Genomic DNA, 16,972 nt, shown 5'->3' on the forward strand with positions numbered 1-16,972 from the left:
TCCTAGGGTGACGTCGACTCCGACGGCGACTCCTAGGGTGACGTCGACTCCGACGGCGACTCCTAGGGTGACGTCGACTCCGACGGCGACATCCACCTCCAGGACGACCACGCCCGATCACCACCGTGATCATCACCACCGTGATCATCACCACCGTGATCATCACCACCGCGGCCGCCACAACTGCGGTCACCACTGCGAGCTCGAACCGGCGCCCGAGCCCGTCCCGGTCGGCTCGCACCTGCGTGTGGCCGGCTGACGATCCTGTCCGGCTGACTGTTTCGGGGCGATGCGCGGGATGACCAGCTCGCTGAGGCCATCCCGCACGTTGCCGCAGCCGGTCGCTTCTGTGAGCATCAAGGCTGGGCGCGCAGAGAGTCATCGCCGCGTGGCCAGAGGACGGGCCTCAGGGGATAGGCGTCAGGGGTGGTTCGCCGTTCAGCACCGCGATGATGTTGTCCACGGCCAGGTCCACCATCCGGGCCCGGGTCGCCTCGGTGGCCGAGCCGATGTGCGGGAGGGCCGCCACGCGTTCGTGCTGGATCAGCGGGTCGCCGACGCCGTTGCGCGGCTCGCGGTCGAACACGTCCAGCCCGGCCGAATGGAGCCGCCCGGCCTGCAGGGCGGCGAGGAGCGCGCTCTCGTCGAGGACGCCGCCGCGCGCGGTGTTGACGAGTGTCGCGGTGGGTTTCATCATCGCGAGCTCGGCCGCGCCGATGAGGCGGCGGGTCTGTTCGGTGAGCGGTACGTGCAGGGACACCACATCGCTGGTGCTCAGGAGCTTGGGCAGGGACACCGCCTGGGAGAGCTCGTCGTCGGGTTTGCGGGACAAGGTGTGCTGCACCGTCATGCCGAACCCGACCGCCCGCCGGGCGACGGCCTGCCCGATCTCGCCGTAGCCGATGAGGCCCAGGGTCGCCCCCGCCACGTCGAGCCCGAGGTAGGCGTCCAGCCGGCTCCCGGTCCACCCGCCGCTCCTGAGGCTGTCGGCCGCGGTGAGCAGCCGCCGCCGCGCCATCAGGATGAGGGCGAAGGCGGTGTCGGCGGTGGTCTCGTGCAGGACACCCGGAGTGTTCGTGACCACGACGCCGCGGGCCTGCGCGGTGGCGACGTCGGTGCCGTCGTAGCCCGCGCTCGGCAGGGCCAGCACGCGTAGCCGGTCGCCCGCCTCGAGCACCGCGGCGTCGACGTGGTCGGAGTTCTGGCACAGCAGCGCGTCCGCGCCGGTGAGGAGGTCGCGCAGCCGCTCGGGCGGCGGCGGCGTGACCTCGGACCACTGGCGTAGCTGGGCGACGCGGCCGAGCCGTTCGAGACCCGTGCCCGGCAATGTCGGCCGGGTGACCACCACGATCGGCGCCGTCGCCTGCATATCGTTCTCTCCTCCCGATGGGGTCCGGCCTGAGCACGGACAACATCCCTCCATCAACATAGATCACCTGGATGTTGACCAAGTCAGGGGGAGGGTGGGCAGACGAGGTCGGCGAAGTTGGAAGGCGGGTGGGGGGACGAGCGGGCGAGGGAGGAGAGGTCGGATCAGTGTGGGTCGGTGGCTCCGGTGAAGGGCATGTGCTCGCCTTCCACGTACTTCGGGAACGGCTGGTAGACGTTCGCGCCCGGTTGGCCGCGCAGCAGCAGCGCCGAGACGAACGGCTGCTCCTCGCTGGTGATCCGGGTCGAGGTCGGGATGTAGCGGATGGTCAGGCCGCAGCGGCGCTTGGGGGAGGTGTTGGCGCTGGAGGCGTGCAGGATGTTCGGGTGGTGCACCTCCACGTCGCCGGGTGACAGCACCAGGTCCACGGCTTGGGACTCGTCCACCGTCACGGCGCTCTCCGAGCCGAGCACGTTGGCGACGTCGTCGCGCTGCCGCAGCTCGTGCAGGGCCTCCTTGTGCGAACCGGGGATCACCCGCATGCAGCCGTTCTCCGGCGTGGACTCGTCGACGGCCAGCCAGAGCGTGATCACCCGCATCGGCTCCAGCGGCCAGTAGGCACCGTCCTGGTGCCAGAGGACCGCCTTGCCGGAGAAGGGTGGCTTGCTGATGTAGTGCGAGGCGAACAGCGCGAGGTCCGGGCCGACAAAGAGCTCGGCGATGTCCAGCAGCCGATCGTCGGAGATCAGCCGCACCCAGAACGGGTCGTCGGCCACCAGTTCGGTGCCCAGGTCCTCGCCGAGCAGTTCGGGGTGCTTGGCCTGGAGCCAGGCGACGTGGTCGCCGGCCTCGGCGATCAGATCGGAGTCGATGACGTTCCGGAAGATCGTGTAGCCGTCGCGGTCGTAGTCCTGAAGACGGTCGTGGTCCTGAAGACGGTCGTGGTCCTGAAGACGGTCGTGGTCCTGAAGGCGGGTCGAGTCCTGAAGAGTGCGGTCGGCTTCCTGGGTCACGATGTTCTCCTGTGCGCGGGAGCGATGGACATCGATCCGGATTCTTCGGCCTCCGCGCCCCGACTTACTAGCACTCGCCGCCCCATAACTATTAATTTCCTGACATGCCGACTGTGCTGCGCTGGGTGGAGTTCGCGTACGGCCTGCCCTACCACGCGGCGCTGGTGCCAGTGAGCGGCGGCCGTCGCGACCGGCCCGAGCCGCACAGTCATGCCGATTTCCATGAGTTCGTCTTCGTGACCGCGGGAGCCGGCGCGCAGCGCGTCGGTGAGGCGGAGATGCCGCTGCGCGCGGGCGACGTGGTGCTGGTCCGGCCGCACGACCGGCACGAATTCGCGGGTACGGCGGCCGACGGGATGCGCTTCATCAACATCGCCTTCCCCAGTTGGCGCTGGCGTGCCTTCGCCGACCTCGCCGGGCTGGCGGGCACGGCGGAATGGGAGCGGCGCGACCTTCCCCTGGCGGCGCGCACCGACCTGGACGGGCCGGTCGCGGCGGAGTTCGCCCGCGTGCTGGCCGCGTATTCCGGCGTGCCGCGCGTGCTCGACCTGGTCGGGCTGTGGACGACGGTCGTGCCGCTCCTGGAACGGGCCGACGGCACGGCCGTGGACCGGCGGCCGGGCTGGCTGGTGGCGGCCTGCGTGGCGATGAGCCGCGAGGAGAACCTACGCGACGGGCTGCCCAGGCTGCTCGCGATGGCCGCGGTCAGTCCGGGGCATCTGGCCCGTTCCATGCGTACGCACCACGGGTGCACGCCGATCGCGTTCGTCTCCGCGCGCCGCCTGGAGCATGCCGCGCTGCTGCTCACCACGACGACCGAGGGCATCGGCCAGATCGCCCAGCGCTGCGGTTTCTCCGGCCAGTCGTACTTCGGCAGGCTCTTTCACCAGAAATACGGCCTAGCGCCCCGCGACTATCGGGAGGCCACCCGGCGAGCGGTGGTTCCGGCGGCCCTGGACACCCCACACATCAAGTGATTAGATGACTTCACTTGGGCGAAGGACGCATGGTGCGGCCGCCCGATCCACCTCCGGCGGACACGAGCACGCCCTCCCACTCGACGCCCACGTACGAGACACCCCCCAAGATCGAACAGGAGGCCGGGCATGATCCGGTCGCGTTTACTGTGCATGGCCGCCATCTGCGCCGTCGTCACCCCGCTCGCCCTCACGGGCTGCTCCTCCAGCGGTGACACGGCGAAGGAGGCGGGCAAGACCGAGCTGAAGCTGTACAACGACAAGGGCGCCTGGAGTAAGTACTTCGACCAGATGGGTGCCCTGTCCAAGCAGCAGATCGGGCTGTCGATGAAGCCGGTCGGCTACACCGACGAGCCGACGTACCAGGCGTTCATCAAGGCGTCCTTCCGCACCAACGTCAAGCCCGACCTGTTCACCTGGACGACCGGCGGCGGGCTGGCCGAGGTCGTCGCCCAGAAGCAGCTGGCCGAGACGACCGCCCTCTGGCAGGAGGCCATCAAGAACGGCGACCTGTCGGCGGACCTGGCGAAGTACTACACCGTGGGCGGGAAGCAGTACTGCGTGCCGCTGAACGCCGCCTACTGGGGGATGTTCTACAACAAGAAGGTCTTCGACAAGTACGGTCTCAAGCCCCCCACCACCTGGGACGAGCTGATCAAGATCGCCGACACGCTGAAGAAGAACGGCGTGCCCGCGTTCTACCACACCTCGGTGCTGTTCTCCTTCGTCTGGTTCGAGCAGCTGCTCGCCGGCACCGATCCCGACCTGTACGACCGCCTCTCCACCGGCCAGGCGAAGTACACCGATCCCGGTGTGGTCGAGGTCATGAAGCGGTGGAAGTCGATGATCGACGCCGGATACTTCAACAACGCCGGCGACAAGACCGACCCGGGTGACGTACTCAAGACCGGCAAGACCGCGATGGTGTCGTTCGGTACGTGGTTCAACACGAGCATGACGCAGCGCGATCTGAAGGCCGGCACCGACTACGGCTACTTCACGATCCCGAACGTCAACCCCGCGCTGCCCAAGACCTCGATGATCTTCGAGAGCGGCCCGCTCTGCTCGCTGGCCAAGGCGCCCGACCCCGAGGCCAGCACGAAGTACCTCAAGTGGTGGGTGACGCCGGCCGCGCAGGAGAAGTGGGCGACCGCCAGGGGAGACGTCTCGGCCAACCCCAAGGTCACCATCACCGACCAGGCGATCGCGGAGGTCAGCAAGGCGGCGGGCAGCGGACAGTATCGCCTGGTCAACCGCTACTTCGAGGCCACGCCGCCGCCCGTGCTCACGGCCGCGCTGGACGGCTTCGGCGCCTTCCTCGTCAAGCCGGACAGCTACCAGAAGGTCCTTGAGGACATCCAGGGCGCCGCCGACGAGTACTGGAGCAGTCACCAGCCCGGCAGCTGAGATTCGAGGGCGCACCGGCACCTGTACGAATTCTGTACGCCGCGCTTGCAGGCTGATCAACAGCGGGTGCCGCGTGCGGCCTCCACTCCTTGCGATGCCCCCCGGAACTGTTCTTGAGGAGAAACCTGTGCAGGTCCGACTCCGTCGTTCGGCCGCGCTGCTTGCCGGTGCGCTCATCCCCCTCTCGCTGCTCACCGGCCAACCGGCCGGAGCCGCGTCCGCCGATCCCATGACCGACGCCTTCGCCCGCGCGGCCACCACGTACGAGGTGCCCCGCGACCTGCTGGTGTCCCTCGCCTACTCCGAAACCCACCTGGACGGTCACCGCGGCCAGCCCAGCGCGTCCGGCGGCTACGGCGTGATGCACCTGGCCAGCAACCCTGTCACGCACACCCTTGAGCGTGCGGCCACGCTGACGAAGCAGCCCGTCTCGGCCCTGAAGGCGGACGCCGCGGCCAACATCACGGGCGGCGCCGCCGTGCTGCGCGCCTACGCCGACGAGCTGGGGCTGGACGCCAAGGCCCGCAAGGACGCCGCCAAGTGGTACCAGGCGGTGGCCAAGTACGGCGGCGCCTCCTCACCGGAGGTCGCCCGCCTGTACGCCGACACCGTCTACGACCTGATGGCCCAGGGGATCCGCGCCACCACCCCGGAGGGCGAGACCCTCACGGCCGCGCCGAAGGTCGTCGAGCCCGAGCGTGGTTCCTACGCCAAGGCGCAGGAGCTGGGCAAGACCAACACGCTCGCGGCGGCGGTCGACTACCCGGGGGCGACGTGGGCGGCGGCGCACAGCAGCAATTACGCCGTCTCCAACCGCCCGACCAGCGACGCGATCGACCGCATCGTCATCCACGTGACCCAGGGCTCCTACGCCGGGACGATCGACTGGTTCCAGACCGGGCCGCGGCCGAACCCCACGTCGGCGCACTACGTCATCCGTTCGTCGGACGGCGCCATCACCCAGATGGTCAGGGAGAAGGACCGGGCCTTCCACGCCGGTGACTACAACCGGCGCTCTGTGGGCATCGAGCACGAGGGATTCGTCGACAACGCCTCCTGGTTCACCGACGCGATGTACCGCTCCTCGGCGGCGCTGACCCGCAACATCGCCGACCGGTACGGCATCCCGAAGGACCGGGCGCACATCGTCGGCCACAGTGAAGTTCCCGGGGCCGACCACACCGACCCGGGTCCGAACTGGAACTGGACCACGTACATGAACTACGTCACCGGCGGCAGCGGCCCCACCAACCCGCACACCGCCGAATCGGTCTGCGGCACCGGGTTCAAGGTGATCGACTCGGCGGCGCTGGGCACGGCGGGCACCGTCTACCTGACGTACAACTCGACCACCGGCTACAACTGCGTGGCCACGATCAAGAAGACCCAGCTCGGCACGGCCTCGGCGACCACTGCCTACCTGGAGGTGGAGGGCCAGACGCGCATCACCGACACCGGCAACTTCGCCTACTACGCGGGTCCGGTACGCGCCAACGCGGCCGACAAGTGCGTCAGATGGGGCGGCAAGGCCGGCGCGTCCACCTACGACAGCCCGTCCGAGCACTGCGGATAACCAGAAACACCTGGGCCCCGACGCTTCGCCGTCGGGGCCTTCGTCGTGTCAGGCGGTCACTGGGCCGGAGTGGGGCGCCGCCGGTTCCAGGAGTCGAGGATGTGCGTGCGCATCGCCGCGGCCGCCGCCTCGGGATCGCCGGCCGAGATCGCGTCGCTGATCGCCTGGTGCTCGTCCAGCGTCTGGCGCATGACCTCCTCGTTGTACTGGCCGTGGTAGCGCATGCTGGTGCGGGCCTTGTCGTGGATGCTGTTGACGATGGCCCGGCCGAGCCGGTTGCGGGAAGCCGCCATGATCGCGTCGTGGAAGCGGACGTCGGCCGCGCCGAAATCGGGGGGAGAGGCGAGGTTCGACCGCATGACGCCCAGCGCCTCGGCGATGCGCTGATCGTCGCCGGCGGTGCGGGCCAGCGCCGCGGCGGCGGCCATCTCGGCTTCGAGCGCGGTGCGTACGATGACCAGCTCGTCGAGGAAGGCCGCGGTCTCGTCGTGCGCGATCACTGAGGTGAGCACGACGTCGTCGAGGAGGTTCCACTGCCTCGGCTCGGTGACCTGGGTGCCGCGACCGTGCTCGATCCGGACCAGGCCCTTCTCCTGGATCACCTTGACCGACTCGCGGATCACCGTGCGGCTGACGCCGAACTCCTCGCACAGGTCGGCTTCGGGCGGCAGCGTGGCACCCGGGCGCAGCGTGCCGCGGATGATGTCGTCGACCAGCTGCTCGACCACCGTGGTGCCCAGTTTGGGGGCGCGCTCGCGGCGTGGCCGCTTCGCGGGTGGTTGGGGCCGCACCGCGTCGTCCGTCCACGGACCCTCCGCGTGCTGAGTCAACGTGCCCTCCCTTGATCACGACAGCGCCTTGAGTATAGGCCATTGTGTCGACGTCATTCGTATGATGTCATATCTCGAAACATGCCGTTAACGGAGGCCCAATGAGACGACGCAGTCATGCCGCGTACCGCCGTGCGGTGCCTGCGGCCACCGCCGCCGCGGCGGTTCTTCTCGCCGTCGCGGCCTGCGGTCCCCCCAACCCCACGGCTTCGTCGAAGCCGACCGGCGCCGCCTCCCAGTACGGGTTCAGCACGGCCGAGCAGAAGGACGGCAAGCTCGTGGTCTGGGTGGACTCCACCCGGCTCGACGCCGCGAAGGCCTACCAGACGGCGCACCCCGGCGTGCCGCTGGACATCGTCACCTACGACGGCAACGCCAACGGCTCCAACACCCTCAAGACCAAGGTGCAGCTGTTCAACCGGGCCGGCGAGGGCTGGCCGGACGTCGTGTTCACCACCGACAACAACACCGCCTCCTGGGCCTCGCAGGGTGATGACGCCTTCGTCGCCCCGCTCAACAAGGGCCTGCTCGACGACGCCACGCTGAGCGGCTTCGCCAAGGGCGCGCTCGACGTGTGCGCCGTCGACGGCACGGTCTACTGCCTGCGCAACGACCTGGCCCAGGTGGTGCTCTGGTACAACAAGAAGCTGCTCGACAAGTTCGGCTACACGTTGCCCAAGACGTGGGAGGAATACACCGCGCTGGGGGAGAAGGTGGCCGCCGAGCACCCGGGATACATCATCGGCACGGCCGGTGACGCGTGGGCGCCGGAGATCTACATGTGGGGCGGCGAGTGCCCGGCCAACCAGGTCACCGGCGCCAAGGCGATCACCGTCAAGGCGACGGACGCCAAGTGCGTACGGACCGCGCGGATGCTGGACAAGCTCGTCGCCAACAAGACGATGTCCATGCTGCCGCTGTTCGGCCCCGACTTCGTCAAGAACCAGGGCGACAAGGTGCTCATGCTGCCCGGCCCGGCCTGGTACGGCGGGGCGGTGTTCCAGGGGACGATCAAGACCCCGAAGGGCGAACTCGCGGTCGGCGACGCGCTGCACTGGGCGGACCAGACCCAGCCGGTGACCGGCAACGTCGGCGGCGGCACCTGGTGGCTGTCGCGGCACACCGCGCGCCTGAAGGCGGCCAAGGACTTCATCAGCTGGGTCGCCACCGCCGACGAGTACCAGGTCGCCCTCTCACCGGGCTACCCCGCCTTCTCGGCCGCCGCGACGAAGTGGATCAAGAAGCAGCAGGACAGCGGTTACTACGCGGGCGACATCGCCGCCCCGATCGCGGCCGCGGCCGGACAGGTCTGGTCCGGCTGGGGCTCGCCCGAGTTCAGCCAGGAGGCGATCTGGGCCAAGACCGTCATCCCCGGGCAGACCGCCGGAAAGACCATCGAGTCGCTGCTGCCGGACTGGCAGACGGCGATCGAGCAGCAGGCTCAGGTGTCCGGATACCAGGTCACCAAGTGAGCGTTACGCACGTGCGGAGTCGTTCCTGGCGGCCTGCCGCCGGGCACGTCTTCGTCTCCGGGTACGTGGTGCTGCTGGTCGCGTTCGGCATCGCGCCCACGATGTACGCGCTCAATCTGGCGTTCACCGACAGCGAGGGGCGCTTCGCCGGCATCTCCAACTTCCTGCGTACGGCCCAGGACTACCGGTTCGTGGCCGCGCTCGGCCATGTGGCCACCTACCTCGTGCTGTGGCTGGTCACCCTGACCGTGCTCGTCCTGCTGCTCGCGCTGGTGGTGCACCGGCTCGCCTCGCGCTGGTCGCGGGCCGCGCTGCGGTTCGTCTACTACGTGCCGGGCGCGCTGGCCGGCGCGTCGAGCGTGCTGCTGTGGCTGTTCATGCTGGACCCCTCGGTGAGCCCGGTCGACGGCCTCGTCCGCTCGCTGTGGGGTGACACATTCGTGCAGGTGATCGCGCCGGGACACCTGCCGTGGATCTTCACGATCATCGCCTTCTGGACCGGCGCGGGCGGCTGGATCACGGTCATGTACGGCGCGTTGAACAGCATCCCGTACACGGTGATCGAGGCGGCGCGGGTGGACGGCGCCGGGCCGGTGAAGACGGCGCTGCGGGTGCAACTGCCGATGCTGCGCAAGTGGATCGTCTACATGCTGATCCTGTCGCTCGCCGCGGGCACGCAGCTCTTCGTCGAGCCGCAGCTCGTCTCGCAGGCCGGTTTCGGGGTGGTCGGGACCGACTACTCGCTCAACCAGCTCGCGTATCTGTACGCCTTCGACCAGAACGACTTCAACGGCTCGGCGGCGATCGCGATCGACCTGCTCATCGTGGCGCTGTGCTGCGCCGGGCTGTTCGTCGCACGGGGAGGTCTCTTCGATGCGGACTGACCAACGGCCCGGCATCGTCAGGATGGTCGGCCGGGGGCTGATCGCAGTCCTGCTGCTGGCCTTCGCGCTGTTCTTCGTCCTGCCGATGGTGTGGCTGCTGCTCGCCTCGACCAAGAGCCCGGCCGACCTGATCCACGCCAACCCGCTGTCACCGGGCTCGATCGGCACGCTCGTCACGAACTGGCAGCACCTCATGTCCTTCCAGGACGGGGCGGTGCTGACGTGGATGACGAACTCCGTCGTCTACTCGGCGCTCTCGGTGGCGCTGACGCTGCTGGTCGGCATCCCGGCCGGGTACGCGATGGCGCTCATGCGATTCGGCGGACGCCGCCTGCTGCTCATCGTCACCCTGGTGGTGATGCTGATGCCGGCCACCGCCCTGGTGCTGCCGATCTTCCTGGAGCTCAGCTACCTCGGGCTGATCAACAAGACGGCCTCGGTCGTGCTGCCGATGTCCTTCTTCCCCTTCGGCGTGTACCTGACCTACATCTACTTCTCCACCAGCGTCCCCGGCGACCTGCTGGACGCGGCCCGGCTCGACGGTTGCGGCGAGACCGCGACCTTCTTCCGGGTGGCGCTCCCGCTGGCCAAGCCGGTCGTCGCGCTGGTCGCCTTCTTCAGCTTCGTCAACAACTGGAACAACTTCTTCCTGCCGTACGTGATGCTGCCGAACAGCGGCAACTACCCCATGCAGGTCGGCCTGACGCAGATGCTGGCCGCGACCCCCACCTTCAACCCCGTCGTCGGCGCCAACGCCGAGGTTCAGCCGCCCGAACTGGTGCTGGCCACCCTCATCTCCATCGCGCCGGTGTTGCTGGTGTTCCTGTTCTCTCAGCGCTTCCTGGTCGCCGGGCTGACCGCCGGCGCGACCAAGGGATGAGGAGTACGCACCAAATGACCGACAGCTCCGCCCGGCGCCCGCCCGTTGTCACGGCGAGCGTCCCCGTCATCGAGCCCCCGGCCTGGGCGCTGTCCCAGCGCGCGCTGTTCGACCTGCTGGACAGCGGGTGGCGGCTGTTCTCCTCCCGGTACGCCCGCCCTGACGGCTCGCTGCGTTACTCCGGCCGGTTGTCCAGCCGCGACGGCGCGGACGACTTCTTCGAGCCGTTCTTCAACTGGCCCCAGCTCTACCTGCTGGGTGGCGCGGACGACCTGCTCCCGGCGTGCGCCCACCACTGGGAGGGGGTGGTGGCCCAGATGACCGAGCTCGGCATGTTCGCCGAGGAGTTCGAGATCGGCTACGACTGGTTCCACCAGGGCGAGAGCCTGCTCTTCACCTACTTCCTCACCGCCGCCGACCCGGCGGCCTGGGCGGAGCGGGCGACCCGGTTCGCCGACCTCTATCTCGGCCCGGCCAATTACGACCCGGACCACCGCATCATCAAGGCCCCGCACAACGGCAGCGGGGGAGCCCGCGACGGGGTGTCCGACACGCCCGCCTATCCCTGGACCGAGGCCGAGGCCGCGCAGTACGGCTACCCGCTGGACTGGCTGGTCCCGCCCGACGCGCCGGTGCCGCCGCTCGCCGACGACCCGCGGCTGGGCGCGGAGATGCGCGAGCGTATGGGCCGGGGCGACGCGGTCGGCAACCTGAGCGTGGCCGGCCTGGTCTGCAACGCCTTCCTGGTCTCCGGCGACGAGCGATACGCCGCCTGGCTGCGCGAGTACGTCGGCGCCTGGCAGCGCCGGGCCCAGGACAACGGCGGGATCGTCCCGGACAACGTCGGCCTGGATGGTGTGGTCGGCAGCCAATTGGACGGGCGCTGGTACGGCGGCCACTACGGCTGGACCTGGCCGCACGGCATGTACAGCGTCGGCCAGGCGACCGCCGTCGGCGCGCTCAGCGCCGCGCTCGCCACGCGGGACGACGGCTACCTCGACCTGCTCCGCTCGCTTCTGGACGCGATCATCGGCCTGGGCGTCGAGCTGCCCTTCAGCCAGAGCGACTCGGCCAACCAGGGCCGCTGGCGCGCCCATCTCGGCTCGGACGTGGACACCGCCACCCTGCTCGTGCCCTACCGGCACAGCGACAAAGGCTGGTTCGACTACAACCCGATCCAGACCTCGGTCCCGCTCGCGCTCTGGCACCACACCGGCGCGGCCGAGGACCGGGCCCGCCTGGACGCGCTGCGCGCCGCCGCCGGTTATGACTGGGCGACGGTACGGCCGTTCCGCGACAAGGAGGAGGCCGGGCACGAGGAGCCGTGGTACGCCTACCTGTGCGGCGACAACCCCGACTACCCCCAGCGGATCCTCGCCGCCGCGCACGCCCAGGCCCGGCGCCGCGTCGCCCTGCTGCTCGCCAACGCCGACCGGGACCTGCCGGAGGAGGCGATCCACCTGTGGCAGAACGTCAACCCGGTGGTGACCGAGGCGCTGGCCCAGACGATGTGGGGCGGCCCGCAGGTCATCTACAACGGCGGCCTGCAGCAGGCCAGGGTCCGCTACTTCGACGCCGAACGCCGCCGCCCCGGCGTGCCCGAGCAGGTCGCCGCGCTGGTCAGCGCGATCGAGCCGGAGGCCACCGTGGTCACGCTGGTCAACCTCTCGGCCACCGAGGACCGGGTGCTCATCGTGCAGGCGGGGGCGTTCGGCGAGCACGAGATCGCCACCGCCGTCGCGACCGGGGCCGAGCCCGGCTGGACCGGCCACGACACCGAGTACATCCACCACCAGCCGGTGCCGTCCGCCACCGAGCTCACCGTCGGCGGCCCGCACCTCACGGTGGAACTACCGGCCGGCACCACCGTCACGCTGACCCTGCGGCTGCGGCTGCACGCTTACCAGCCGTCGTACCGGCAGCCGTGGGACTGAGCCTTTCCGCCCTGCGGCCTTCCGCGACCGGGTCAGCCGTACGGCCAGGAGGGCGAGGGCGGCCACGGGGAGCGCCAGGTAGATCAGGCCGGCCAGCCATTGCCCGGCCGCCACGCCCGGCGCGCCGCGCGGCGTCACCTGCGCGAACCAGTCTCCGGCCAGCACCGGCCCGTACAGCAGGAGCAGGCCGACCACCACCTGCGTCGCGACGACGGCCGCGAGTAGCCGCGTGCGATCGCGCCGCGCGATCGTCTGGGGCAGCGGGTCGACCCCGGCCAGCACCCAGCAGCACAGCAGCCCGGTACTGAAGAACAGGCCCTGGGTGAGCAGGTGGACCGCCTGGTTGGTGACCGACCAGGCCAGCCACTCGGTGCCGTAGAGGACGAGGACCGGCAGGACGTAGATGGCCAGGAGGATCAGCGGATGAGTGAGCCGCCTGGCCAGGGGGCTGTTCAGGATGACGGAGGCGACGTCGCCGTACTGTGAGCCGGGTGTGATGGCCCGCGCGGTCAGCGTCAGCGGCGCCCCGAAGGCCAGCAGCAGCGGGCCGACGACGTTGAGCACCGTGTACTGCAGCGCGTGCGCCGACGGCATCGCCCGCGCGTAGGCGCTCACGCCGCCGGCGAGCACCAATGCCAGCACCGCCACCCCGGCGAACCAGGCGATCGTCCGGCCCACCGGCCACGGCACGCCGGCGCGGGCGAGCCTGCGCAGCCCGGCCAGATAGCCGATGACCGGAAGCGCCAGGGCGAGCAGGACCAGCGGGTTCGGCCGGAACTCGGTGATCAGGTGGCCGATCGAATAGGGCGCCAGGTTGTAGCCCAGGAGGTCGTCATGGCTGCCGGTGGTCGGCGGCGCGGAGCGCGACAGGCCGACGGCCAGGCCCATGGCCGCCGCCATCACCACGATCTCGCCGGTGGCCAGCCGGACGAAGGTGCCGCGCTTGGAGCGTTCGGCGATCCCGGCGACGGTACGGCGGCGGTGCATCCACCCGATGACGCCCAAGGCCACCAGCGCCGTCACCTTGGCCAGGACGAGCGTGCCGTACCTCGTCGTCCACAACTGCGGTACCGAGTCCAGCCGGACCCAGGCGCCGGCCACTCCGGACACGGTCACCGCGACGAAGCAGCACAGGGCCAGCGTGCTGAATCTGGCGACGACGCCGGCCAGCCGGTCCGAGCGGCGGAAGTGGATCAGCACGGCCACCAGGCCGCCGACCCACACGGCCGCCGCGAGCAGGTGTGTCATCAGCGCGGAGACCGCGACGTCGTGGTCTCCGGCCGAGGCGGCGTGACCGACGTAGGCGGGCGGCAGCAGGCCGAACGCGGCGGCCGCGAGCAGGGCGACCGCCCACCGGGGCCGCCGGCCGTCCCGTACCCGTGAGGAGCCGAGCACCACGACCGTGGCCGTGCACGTCACCACGAGCATGGCCTGCGTCTGGGGGAGGGTGGTGCCGAAGTTCAGCAGGGTGAAGTCGCCGAACACCTGGCTCGCCGGGAGGCTGAGGATGTTCGCGAGTGTCAGCAGGTAGGTCAGCAGCGCGCAGAGCGCCCAGCCCAGTGCCCAGCCGCCCGCGGCGCGTACGCAGGCGCTCGCCTCCGGCGCGTCACGCCGGACCAGGACCACCCCGGCGACCAGGGTACCCACCGTGCCGACGGAGCACAGCTCCAGCGCCAGCCGGGCCAGCGGCACTCCCCAGACGGTCAGCGGATCGGGTGTCGGCAGTCCCTGGATCGGCGGCGGCGTTCCGCCCCCGCCGATCCATGACGCGCCTACCAGCGCCAGGACGCCGACCGCGACGGCTACCCCGGCGTATAACGGCGCCCGACGCCCGGATGACAGCACCAGCGTCCTCCTTTGTCAGGGGGCGTCCCTCCGTTGGGTAAGCGTCCCCTATGGACGGGTACGTCCGCGTCCCTGCGGTGGTTCGATGGCCGCAGGGACGGATTTATTGCCTTGTTCTTCCGTGAAGCTTGGCGCCGGTGTCGGTGATCGCGGTGATCGCCGCGGTTTCCGCGGCGGCCGCGGCCGGGCCGGGCGGGGTGGGCTTGGAGGCGTAGACCAGGGCGGCGGTGGCAATGGCGCCGGTGTTCAACGCGAGAGCCCGGTCGTTGATGTTGGTCATGGTGTCGCAGGCCTTGTGGTAGCACGCGTCGTACGGCTGGCCGGCCGTACCACCGAACAAGGTCGCCTCCTCGGCCGTCTTGGTGCCCTCGGCCCCGGTGAACAGGCCGCCGGAGGCGATGCCCGCCGCGATGAACGGGCCGTAGTCGGAGCGGCCGTCGAAGTCGGTGCCGTTGTGGCCCTGGTGCAGCAGGTCGTAGTAGGTCTCGAACAGCTTCTCGATCTCGGCCGAGCCGGGCGGTCCGGCGGGCTCGCCCGTGGCGTCGGAGTCGTCACCGTCGTAGATCTTGAGGGCGTAGTTCGGCGAGGCGATCATGTCGTAGTTAAGGTAGAGCTTGATCCTGCTCCGCCGGGCGGGGGTCAGGTGCTCCACGTAGAACTTCGAGCCCAGCAGGCCCAGCTCCTCCGCGCTCCACCAGGCGAAGCGGAGCTTGTTCCGGGTGGGGATCTTGCCGAGCGCCTCGGCGACGGCCAGGAGCGCGGCGCTGCCCGAACCGTTGTCGTTGATGCCCGGCCCCTCCAGGACGGAGTCCAGATGCGCCCCGGACATGACCACCTTGTTCGGGTTGCCCCACGGGGAGTCGGCGATCACGTTGGAGGTGGTGCGTACCTCGCTGATCGTGTCGGTCTTGAGGTGGACCGTCGCCCCCGTGGCGAGCTCCTGGCCGACCGCGAAGGAGGCGCCGACGACCGGGATGGGGACCGGTTCGCCGAGGTTGCCGCGCGGAGTCTCGGTACGGCCCGGCTGGCCCTCGTTGAAGATGATCGCGGCCACGGCGCCCGCCGCCTGGGCGTTCCGCGCCTTGACGAGGAAGGTGCAGGTGCCGCGCTGCAACAGCGCGATCTTGCCCGGCGTGAACCCGGCGAAGTCGGTGGCCTCGCAGCCGGAGGTGGAGGTGCTCGGTGCCGGACCGGGCGGCAGGACCAGGTCGACGTTCTGCAGGGCCGCGATGACGTCGCCGCGCCCCGAGTAGCTCATCGTGGCGAAGTCGCCGAGGCTGGAGCCGTCGGGCGGGGTCGGGGCGTAGACCTTGTGCGCCGGGGCGACCCGCTCCATCAGCGCGGTGGATCTCTCCTGGTAAAAGGGGAACTCGAACGGCTGGACGGTCACCTGGTAACCGGCGGCCCTGAGCTTGGCGGCCACGTAGTCGCGCGACGCCTCGTGGCCGCGGGTGCCCGCCGCGCGGGTGCCGTGGTGGATGTTGGCGAAGAGCTGCAACGCCCGCAGGTGCTCCTTGACCGCCGTGAGGGCCCGGAGGCCGATCAGCCTCCCCTCGGCAGGGCCGGGGGCGGCGTCGGCGTGGGCGGCGACGGGGGCGAGGGTGAGTGCCGCGACCACGGTGAGGGCGCGGTAGACACCCCCGCGCATGACGGTACGCATAGGGCTCCTCCAACTGGCGGTGGGTGTAGTGCGATTCGGACACCATCAGCCGGGAAGAACCTGGCGACCGCCAGTCAGATGATCACCCCATTCTAGGAGCCGCCCCCGCGAAAACCGGACACCTTCCGGCAGCCAGGCATGTCGTGGCGCTATCCGAGGTGGCCGCGCCTGTTGCTTTATCCGAGGTAGCCGCCCATGGCGCGGAAGTAGTCGGTGGCCGCGTGCTCGGCGCCGTCCGGTGTTCGCAGCCGTTTGACCACCAGCCCGCGCCGCTGCCCCGTCCGCGCGTCCGCGCCGGCGACGATGACCACCCCGTCCCCCTCCCGGATGAAGATCCGTCCGGGGGTGCCTCCGTAGCGGGCCTGCGACACCGCGGCTGAGACGATCTGGATCCGCTCCCCGCGATGGTGGGTGAAGGCGTTCGGGTACGGGTCGGACTGGGCTCGTACCAGCCGTTCCAGGTCCTCAGCCGGCCAGGACCAGTCGATCCGGCTGTCGTCGATCGACCGCTTGTGGAAGAAGCTGGCCTGGGTGCGATCCTGGGCGACCCAGCGCGCCCGGCCGGAGGCGATCAGCTCCAGCGACTCCCGCACGAGCGGCTCGATCAGGTCCACCGTCCGGTGGAAGAGGTCGGTCGTGGTGTCGTCGTCCTTCACGGGTACGGCCCGTTGCAGCAGGATGTCGCCCGCGTCCAGTTCGGCGTTCATGCGGTGCGCGGTGACGCCGACCTCCCGCTCGCCGTTGATCAGGGCCCAGATCAGCGGGGAGAAGCCCGCGTACGCCGGAAGCAAAGAATCATGGATGTTGAGCGTGCCGTGCGGCGGCAGGTCGAAGATCTCCGGCGGCAGCCAGGTCCGCCAGTTGTTGGCGACGATGATGTCCGGCGCGGCGTCCCGGAGCGCCTGGAGGAGGCCGGCGTCGTCGGGCCGGTTGCGCAGCAGCACCGGCACGTCGTGCCGCTCCGCGAGCTCCGCGACCGAGTCGTCCCAGATCTTCTCGTAGGCGTGCTCGCTCTTGGGATGGGTGACGGCGAGGACCACGTCGTGGCCGGAGTCGAGCAGGGCGCGTAATGTCCGATGGCCCCACGTCTGGTACCCGAACATGACCACTCGCATGATCGATCCTCTC

Annotated in this window: 13 protein-coding genes; 7 read left to right on the forward strand and 6 right to left on the reverse strand. The window is 69.9% G+C overall.

Annotation, left to right across the window (positions count from 1 at the left end; translation table 11 throughout):
- Positions 1-406 precede the first annotated feature (406 nt).
- Both AB0B61_RS09545 and AB0B61_RS09550 read right to left on the reverse strand, forming a co-directional pair.
- Complete coding sequence (locus AB0B61_RS09545; RefSeq protein WP_358430055.1) at positions 407-1,369, reverse strand: D-glycerate dehydrogenase; 963 nt, start codon at positions 1,367-1,369, stop codon at positions 407-409.
- A 164-nt stretch (positions 1,370-1,533) separates the two neighbouring features.
- On the reverse strand, positions 1,534-2,382 hold the full coding sequence (locus AB0B61_RS09550) for a phytanoyl-CoA dioxygenase family protein (RefSeq protein WP_358430058.1): 849 nt from the start codon (positions 2,380-2,382) through the stop codon (positions 1,534-1,536).
- A 104-nt stretch (positions 2,383-2,486) separates the two neighbouring features.
- Here AB0B61_RS09550 and AB0B61_RS09555 point away from each other — a divergent pair, with 104 nt between their 5' ends.
- From AB0B61_RS09555 to AB0B61_RS09565, 3 genes are all read left to right on the forward strand, one after another.
- Complete coding sequence (locus AB0B61_RS09555) at positions 2,487-3,359, forward strand: AraC family transcriptional regulator (RefSeq protein WP_358430061.1); 873 nt, start codon at positions 2,487-2,489, stop codon at positions 3,357-3,359.
- Between the two features lie 129 nt (positions 3,360-3,488).
- A complete protein-coding gene (locus AB0B61_RS09560) occupies positions 3,489-4,766 on the forward strand; it encodes an ABC transporter substrate-binding protein (RefSeq protein ID WP_357952227.1) in 1,278 nt (425 codons plus the stop codon).
- Positions 4,767-4,893: 127 nt separating this feature from the next.
- Positions 4,894-6,339, forward strand: coding sequence for a peptidoglycan recognition family protein (locus AB0B61_RS09565; protein WP_358430063.1), 1,446 nt, complete (start codon positions 4,894-4,896; stop codon positions 6,337-6,339).
- 56 nt (positions 6,340-6,395) lie between these two features.
- Here AB0B61_RS09565 and AB0B61_RS09570 read toward each other — a convergent pair whose 3' ends face one another.
- Complete coding sequence (locus AB0B61_RS09570) at positions 6,396-7,169, reverse strand: FadR/GntR family transcriptional regulator (RefSeq protein ID WP_358430065.1); 774 nt, start codon at positions 7,167-7,169, stop codon at positions 6,396-6,398.
- Positions 7,170-7,270: 101 nt separating this feature from the next.
- On the opposite strand from AB0B61_RS09570, the gene AB0B61_RS09575 reads away from it, so the two are divergent.
- The 4 genes from AB0B61_RS09575 to AB0B61_RS09590 are packed head-to-tail and all read left to right on the forward strand — an operon-like array spanning position 7,271 to position 12,339.
- Positions 7,271-8,641, forward strand: a complete 1,371-nt coding sequence (locus tag AB0B61_RS09575) for an extracellular solute-binding protein (protein ID WP_358430068.1) — start codon at positions 7,271-7,273, stop codon at positions 8,639-8,641.
- 11 nt (positions 8,642-8,652) lie between these two features.
- Entirely contained in the window at positions 8,653-9,525 is an 873-nt protein-coding gene (locus AB0B61_RS09580; protein WP_358430071.1) for a sugar ABC transporter permease, read from the forward strand.
- The gene (locus tag AB0B61_RS09585) at positions 9,515-10,405 is read left to right on the forward strand and encodes a carbohydrate ABC transporter permease (RefSeq protein ID WP_358430074.1); all 891 of its coding nucleotides are present in this window, start codon (positions 9,515-9,517) and stop codon (positions 10,403-10,405) included. Before AB0B61_RS09580 ends, AB0B61_RS09585 begins: the two co-directional genes overlap by 11 nt.
- Before the next feature lie 14 nt (positions 10,406-10,419).
- Positions 10,420-12,339 (forward strand): hypothetical protein, encoded by a 1,920-nt coding sequence (locus AB0B61_RS09590; protein ID WP_358430076.1) that lies wholly within the window; start codon positions 10,420-10,422, stop codon positions 12,337-12,339.
- Here AB0B61_RS09590 and AB0B61_RS09595 read toward each other — a convergent pair.
- From AB0B61_RS09595 to AB0B61_RS09605, 3 genes are all read right to left on the reverse strand, one after another.
- Positions 12,256-14,184: a cytochrome c oxidase assembly protein gene (locus tag AB0B61_RS09595; RefSeq protein ID WP_358430079.1), complete on the reverse strand. Its 1,929-nt coding sequence runs from the start codon at positions 14,182-14,184 to the stop codon at positions 12,256-12,258. The genes AB0B61_RS09590 and AB0B61_RS09595 overlap by 84 nt on opposite strands.
- Positions 14,185-14,287: 103 nt before the next feature.
- Positions 14,288-15,844: a M28 family peptidase gene (locus AB0B61_RS09600; protein WP_358430082.1), complete on the reverse strand. Its 1,557-nt coding sequence runs from the start codon at positions 15,842-15,844 to the stop codon at positions 14,288-14,290.
- Between the two features lie 176 nt (positions 15,845-16,020).
- Positions 16,021-16,959 (reverse strand): methionyl-tRNA formyltransferase, encoded by a 939-nt coding sequence (locus tag AB0B61_RS09605; protein ID WP_358430085.1) that lies wholly within the window; start codon positions 16,957-16,959, stop codon positions 16,021-16,023.
- Positions 16,960-16,972 lie beyond the last annotated feature (13 nt).

Source organism: Nonomuraea sp. NPDC049158 (assembly GCF_040648335.1).
In the GTDB taxonomy this organism is placed as follows: Bacteria; Actinomycetota; Actinomycetes; order Streptosporangiales; family Streptosporangiaceae; genus Nonomuraea.